The following is a 6,705-nucleotide window of genomic DNA, read 5'->3' on the forward strand; positions in this document are numbered from 1 at the left end:
TCGCGTTGCGTCATGCCCACTTTTTCTCTCAGCGAACGTATGTGTTCGCAGAAGATTTTGGAGCGCTTGCCGTGGAGTGGCTTCTTCACGCTCGCTTTTTGCCAGCAAAACCGCTTGCTTCCAAAATGAGAGCAAGTATTCTAGGATACAAACCACCCCCAAAAAACGCCATGACCTTCCTTCGTCGCATCGGCCCTGATCCGCACGCCAACGGCCAAAGCACCCCGGCTTTGGAGAACTGTCCTGACATCTGGGAACTCGAAGATGGCGATTTTGCCATCATTGGAATCGACATGACGGATGCCGCAAAATCGCTCCTGCCTGCCACCGCCGGATGCGGCCCTGACGAACGCATCGTCCGTGTGCCTCGTCGCATCCTCGTGGATGCCAAGGCCGACATCCCCGCACGGGTCTGAGGCTACTGGCGTCAACCATCCCTGGTGTGATAGAATGGGCGCATCATGCCCAGCCTGTTTTCATGGATCGGCAGTCATGTCTTCGATCTGATCTCTGCTGCTGGTATCATCGCCGGTCTGGCTTTTACCACGGCCAGTTTCCGCGAGGACATACGTTCTCGGCGCTTATCGAATCTGGTGCGACTTACCGAACAACACCGAGACATCTGGGAGGAGAGCCAGAACAATCCCAAACTGGCCCGCATTCGCGACCCTCACGCCGATCTTTACACCAAGCCAGTCACACAGGAGGAAACTCAATTCGTCATGCTCCTCATGTTTCATCTCCACTGCTGGTATCGGGCCATTCAGGAGGGGGAGGTGAGCGTCCTCGAAGGACTGGAGCTGGACATCCAGAACTTCTTCCATCGTCCGATTCCCAGACATGTCTGGAGTGAGCGAAGAGCCTTCTTCGACTCTGACTTCCGCCACTTCATTGATGGTGTGTTAAAGAAGTAGCAGACAAAGCGACCACAAAGAAAACCCCGATCAGACTGAACTCTGATCGGGGCTGTTTATCTTCGTGGGGTTTCAGATCATGCCATTTTCCTTGAACGAAAAGCGGCGCTGGTGGCCCACGATGATGTGGTCACATAGTTCGATGCGGAGAAGCTGCCCGGCTTCGCGGACGCGCTTTGTGAGGGCGCGGTCAGCGTCGCTTGGGTTGGAATCTCCGCTGGGGTGGTTGTGCATGAGCACGATGGCATAGGCTGCGGCCATGATCGCCACGCGAAAGACTTCGCGTGGATGCGCCATGGCTTCATTCAGCGAACCCACGGACACCAAGTAGTGTCCTTTGATTCGCAGCCGTGTGTTGAGCACGAGCACCGCGACACATTCCACATCGGCATTGAATCCTGCCGTGGTGGCGATGTGCTGGTGCCAGTATTCCACGGCCTTGGCCGGGCGATCCATCGACATCAGTGACTCTGGGGAAGGGCACTCCCGCAGACTGATGACCTTCCACTCTCGCGGCTCGGAGTTTCGTCTTCGCTGCACGGATGGCTTCCACAGATTGGGCTTGAACAATTCCAGTTGATCCACTTCACTCTCCTTTGCCGTCCGCCTGTTCGTAGCAGGTTGCTTCGGGTATGACACTCTCGCGCTCGAAGCGAGACGGCGCTTTTGCGTTGAAGCGCGTCGCGAGAGGCTGGCCTGTTGGCCGATTCAGTATTCAGAAGGCAGCAGCACCGTGGTTGCGGAGCGATCCGCTTCGGTGATGATCCAGAACTTCTCGCCGCCAGCCGAACGGTAGGCGGAGAGAAGACGGAATCCTTCTCGAAGAGACAGCTCGTTCTCCTCGATGTCTTCTTGGGAGAGATCACCCCAGTCGCCGCGCTGGTGGCGCAGCAGCCCGGTGGTGATCTCCAATGTGGCAAGCGTGGTCAGCGCTTCCGGTGTGGCACAGACCAGACCCAAGGTGAACTTGGGCTTCGCAGGGGCTCGTTCCATGATCCGTTGGTGGGTGAATTCAATCCAGCAGAGCATGAAGCTCGTTCTCCGTGAGGTGATCAGGCTGTGCGCCTTCCTGGGGAAGTGGCACCACTCGCACAAATATTCGCCGCGCCAGACGCACGAGAGCCTTTTCACGGCCAATGCGCCCGGCCTCATCTTCATCGAACATCAACAGAATGCCCGAACGCTCCGCCGATGCCTCCAGGAGAAGCTCTTCCTGTTTGGGAGACAGGGAACTGCCCATGATCGACACCACACGATGAAAGCCCTGTTGCCAGAGCTTCATCACGTCGAAGAATCCTTCGACGACGATCAACGGCAAACCTTTCTCCTCCATCTGAGCACGGTCGAGGTTGAACACCTCCGCGCTCTTCTTGAAGCCCATCGGCAGCTTGTATTTCGGACGCTCTTCAGGCGGTTGGCCCGGCCAGCGTCCGCCGTAGCCGACGAGTTCGCCACCCTTGTTGTGAATCGGGATGACGATCCGGCCTGACATCGTGCCTTTGGCACAAAAGCCGAGGCCGAACTCTGCCACCGTCTCCGGTGTCAGTCCACGTTCGGTGAAGTAGGTGTGATCCGTCTTCAGATTCTCCAATTTGAAGGACAGTGGGACGTTCTCACCCGGTTCTTCCTGTGGCTCCTCCACCACTTTCGATTCGGCAGCCGGTGAGGACGTGCCATTGAATCCTTGTCGTGGCATGGGTTGCTGTTGCGCTGATGGAGCCGAGGATTTCGGCGCACCATCGCGGCGCTGCGGAGATGAGTCCGCTTTGCCAGCAAGGCCAAGGTTGAACCACTCGTCGATCTTGAGCGCCGCTTCGTGGGCATTGCAATTCTCCATCTTCGCAACGAAGTCGAGGTGATTGCCACCGCACTTGCACGAGCTGTTGTGACAGAACCAGCAGTTCTTCGACAGGGTCACTTTGAAGGTGTCCTGGCTGGTGCCTTCGTGAATTGGGCAGGGGCCTTCGAGGCCATCGCCGTTGCGAGTACTGCGCATCTGGGCCGTGAAGCCGTAATGGTCGAGCACCTGCTGAAAAGAAACGGCCGCTTTGACCGCTCCAAAATCAATGAATTGTTTGGGCATGATAATGAACTTTGCGTTGGTGTTTGTGGGACGTTTGCAGAATGCAAACACCTCCGCAGCTCATGGTATCAGGCAGTTCGGATCACCGGGAGTTGACTCCTGCTGGCGAATGTGGTGTGACGAGATTGAGAACGCCGTCACAAGCTCGCCAATCATCATCGCTGAACACAAAAAACAGCCTTCGCCCTTTCTCCAGGTTGGCAACCGCCTCGCGGATATTCTGCGCTCGTATGCTCATCGGCGTGATAATCAGCACTCGAAATCGTTCCGCGCCGAGTCTGGTTCGATGGATGCCAGTGGCATACGTACCTTCATAAGACTTCAGCTTTCTCAGCACACAGCTTTGGCGAAGATCACGACGTTCGATGGGCATCGTGCCTTGATCCGCTTCGAGAAAGTAGTGGGTGCGTTCGATGCGACCATCGGGATGCGTCACTTCAAGCGCGAAGACCTTGTCTGGCACCACGCCGACACGACGCTTGCCGGGAAGATCAACAATCCAGCGAAAAGGTTCACGGCGGTTCTCTCGGCCTTTGGGTTGAGGCAGTTCGTGAGCGTAAAGCAGACGAACATCAGGACGCTGGCGGCAGTCGAGTTCGAGAGAGGTCATGAAGTCACTGACCATGAGAGTGTGCTCCAGGAAGAGACGGCCCACACTTTTGTTTCGAGTCGTCCAGTCCATGCGATGAAAGGGCATGTCGAGGTCGCGACGAAGTCGTCCAGCGCCGCGTGATGCGAGGCCATACACGAGGCTTTTGGAACCGCCCTCGTGATAGTAGTCGAGCTGCGCTCGTGGTCGCTCCAGGTAGCTGTGGTGATACAGCAAGTTCAGACGCCGCAAAAGCTGCTGTCGGCTGCCGCTAATGAGCTTCACGAGCCATTCGGAGCGGATGAAGCGGTGCTCGGCGACATGGCAGAGAATCTCGATGTCTCGCGCCGTGATTTGAAATGATCCAGCGGCCTCAGAATCACGCGTGAAGCGCGGTAGCCGCTGCTGTGATTTGGGCATGCATAGATTGTATCACGAATGAAGCCTCTCCAGGGTGTGGAGAGGCTTCTTGTTTCAAGCCTCCATCGTCATTCCGGCACCGTCTGTTGAACGTGCGACACGGTTGAGGATGAAGCTGGCTGCTTTGCTGGCCTGGGATGCGGCAAGGATGATCCATCGCTTGTGTTCCTTCGCACGCAGGACATCCAGCCAGCTTTGCAAGTAGGCGGCAGACTGCTCGTGGTCATCGTTAACGATATGTGTTTCCATCCCGAGAAATGCAGCGCCCATCTCGGCGACGAGTTCCTCCTGGGAATAGACCTTCCCTCCGAAGCCGTCATGCTTGATGAGGCTTTCGCGATTCAACCGCTTTGGGTGACCGCTGGAGTGAATCAACTCGTGGAAGAGTGTGAGGTAGTAAGCCTCGACACTCTCGAACGACGCGATGGCAGGCATGTGAACCGTATCTGTTGCCATGCGGTAGCAGGCCACGGTGCTCATGCCTTCCTGGATCATGGGAGGTAGCTGCATCTCGGCGACGACCTGATCGGCCGCTTCGATCCGTTCATTCTGGCTGAGTACCGGAATGCCCGGTGTTGCGGGAAACTCGATGCCTTCGATCTGCGTTGCGTTGAAGACCGTGTATTCCCGGAGGAAGAGGCGTTTGCGCTGGGGTCGTGCCGGGTCGTCGGAACCTTCGTTCTCATAAGATGATGAGGATTTCGATTCTCCGACTTTGATGACGTGTGCGCCACGCTCACCCTTGCGGACATGTCCACCTCTTTCCTGAGCCTGACGAAATGTCAGCCAGTAGGGGGTTGGCATGTGCCGCAGGCCGAGCAACAACACATTGATGCCGTTGTAGGCTTTGCCACTGTGGAAGTTGCGCGGGATGCCCACGTCACGCTGCCATGGACAATGCCATGGCACTGTGCCGCGTTCGAGGTGTTCAATGATCAAGTCCGTGACGGCCTGATAAGGATCTTTGCGTTGCTCAAGGGTGCTCATGGGGACTCCTTCTTGTTTGGATTGTCAGAAGAAACCGACCTCGTTGTGAGGCGGGCTTCAGGCTGACAACCCGGAGTCCTGGGCGCTTGAGCTATCCACGATCAGCATACCAAATTATCAGCGCATCACGCAAGGGGTGCGCCTCAATGCGTGTCCTTGAGCCACCGCTTCAGCTTGTTCTCCACGATCTCACGCATCGTCGCAAAGCGCTCGCGGCTGCGCTTGATCAGTCTCTCGCGGCGGCCTTGATTTGTCACAATCGGCGGGTGGAGACGGGTGCGTTGGAAGTGCATGTCGCCGTCGGCGGACTGATTGCGGATGAGGGTTTCGTAGCGGGGCAAATCCACGAACTGACGGGGCTGGAACTCCTGGCCGAATTCGCCGTGCAGGTGCTCGGCGTCGTTGAAGCCTACGCGGAAGGCGATGAGTGTGCCCACATTGCCAAAGACGGCCTCTCGCACGGTGGGGGAGAGCTGGGCGATGTATTGATGGCTCAGAGTGAGATTGAGCCGGTATTTCCGTGCCTCGGCGAGGATGGATGTAAAGCTCTCGGTGGCGAAGTTTTGAAACTCATCCACAAAGAGGTAGAAGTCGCGGCGCTCGTGCTCGGGCTGGCGGTTCCGGGCCATGGCGGCGAGCTGGAACTGAGTGATGAGCAGAGAACCGATGAGGTTGGCTTTATCGTGGCCTATTTGACCTTTGGCGAGGTTGGCGATGAAAATACGTTGCTCATCCATGACAAAGGGGATGCTCACTTTGCTGCGCACTTGACCGAGGATATTGCGCAGGATAGGGGAGAGCAGCAGTTGACCGACCTTGTTCTGGATCGGGGCGATGGCCTCACGCTGGAAGCGGGCATCCCAACTTTCGTATTCGTCCTCCCAGAAATCGCGGAGGAATGGATCGTCCACCTGTTCGATCACCCAGCGGCGGTAGATGGGGTCGGTGAGCAGGCGGTTTACGCCCAGCAGAGAGGTGTTGGGGCAATGTGCCAGTGCGGCCACAGCGTTGTGCAGGATATATTCCATGCGCGGCCCCCAGGAGTCCGGCCAAAGATTCTTGAATGCACCCACGATGCCCGAAGCCACGAGGTGGCGTTCCTCTGGGGAGGTCTGAGCGAGCAAATTTAACCCGATAGGAAATTCGCGGTCGCCGGGGTGAAAATAGACGGTCTGTTCCGCTCGGTTGGGTGGGATGTGATCAAGCAACTCCTCCGCTAGATCACCATGTGGATCGATGAGACCCACGCCATGGCCTTGCAAGATGAGTTGAAGAATAAGATTGCGCAGCAGAGTGGTCTTTCCTGAACCCGTCTTGCCGATGACATAGGTATGGTAGCGAGCATCCGACACTTCAAAATCGAACGGCGCTTCACTGCCGCCCCACGTCTGCCTCATGCCTATGTGAAGGTGATTATCGATGCTCATGCCTCTCAAGCCAGCCGCCGCTCCATGAATTGATCCGCCGGACGGAAAGTCACCCCTCGTGTGTTGGTGCTTGCCCGGCAATGACACCGGGCAAACGCGTTGTGGGCGAACCCGGCGGGTAATCAGCGACTGGCTTCGGCGGCTGATTGTGTGTGGTTTAGTATAGCATGATCTGTTAAGTGTGAGCGATAGCGGTGGCGCAACTGACTTGGCTTTTAGCGATACCCAAGTCGTGTTTATGACCAGCGTGACTAGTGATACAAGTAGTGCCCCCCCCAGTTTTGG

General features: G+C 56.9%; 8 protein-coding genes. 2 read left to right on the forward strand and 6 right to left on the reverse strand.

Annotated elements, in window-relative coordinates; all coding sequences use genetic code 11:
- The first annotated feature begins 170 nt into the window (after positions 1-170).
- Both PSV43_RS03275 and PSV43_RS03280 read left to right on the forward strand, forming a co-directional pair.
- A complete protein-coding gene (locus PSV43_RS03275; RefSeq protein WP_300193742.1) occupies positions 171-416 on the forward strand; it encodes a hypothetical protein in 246 nt (81 codons plus the stop codon).
- A gap of 45 nt (positions 417-461) precedes the next feature.
- The gene (locus PSV43_RS03280; RefSeq protein WP_300193743.1) at positions 462-914 is read left to right on the forward strand and encodes a hypothetical protein; all 453 of its coding nucleotides are present in this window, start codon (positions 462-464) and stop codon (positions 912-914) included.
- 72 nt (positions 915-986) lie between these two features.
- Here PSV43_RS03280 and PSV43_RS03285 read toward each other — a convergent pair whose 3' ends face one another.
- The 6 genes from PSV43_RS03285 to PSV43_RS03310 all read right to left on the reverse strand — a co-directional run bounded on the left by PSV43_RS03285 (position 987) and on the right by PSV43_RS03310 (position 6,390).
- On the reverse strand, positions 987-1,370 hold the full coding sequence (locus PSV43_RS03285) for a JAB domain-containing protein (RefSeq protein ID WP_300193745.1): 384 nt from the start codon (positions 1,368-1,370) through the stop codon (positions 987-989).
- A gap of 252 nt (positions 1,371-1,622) precedes the next feature.
- Entirely contained in the window at positions 1,623-1,907 is a 285-nt protein-coding gene (locus PSV43_RS03290) for a hypothetical protein (protein WP_300193747.1), read from the reverse strand.
- A 19-nt stretch (positions 1,908-1,926) separates the two neighbouring features.
- Positions 1,927-2,997 carry a toprim domain-containing protein gene (locus PSV43_RS03295; RefSeq protein ID WP_300193749.1) on the reverse strand — a complete coding sequence of 357 codons (1,071 nt, stop codon included), beginning with the start codon at positions 2,995-2,997 and terminating at the stop codon, positions 1,927-1,929.
- 82 nt (positions 2,998-3,079) lie between these two features.
- Positions 3,080-4,006: a replication-relaxation family protein gene (locus tag PSV43_RS03300; protein WP_300193750.1), complete on the reverse strand. Its 927-nt coding sequence runs from the start codon at positions 4,004-4,006 to the stop codon at positions 3,080-3,082.
- A 54-nt stretch (positions 4,007-4,060) separates the two neighbouring features.
- Positions 4,061-4,993: a zincin-like metallopeptidase domain-containing protein gene (locus PSV43_RS03305; protein WP_300193752.1), complete on the reverse strand. Its 933-nt coding sequence runs from the start codon at positions 4,991-4,993 to the stop codon at positions 4,061-4,063.
- 143 nt (positions 4,994-5,136) lie between these two features.
- On the reverse strand, positions 5,137-6,390 hold the full coding sequence (locus tag PSV43_RS03310; protein WP_300193754.1) for a type IV secretion system DNA-binding domain-containing protein: 1,254 nt from the start codon (positions 6,388-6,390) through the stop codon (positions 5,137-5,139).
- Between the last annotated feature and the right edge of the window lie 315 nt (positions 6,391-6,705).

The organism is Prosthecobacter sp. (assembly GCF_029946185.1).
Taxonomy (GTDB): domain Bacteria; phylum Verrucomicrobiota; class Verrucomicrobiia; order Verrucomicrobiales; family Verrucomicrobiaceae; genus Prosthecobacter.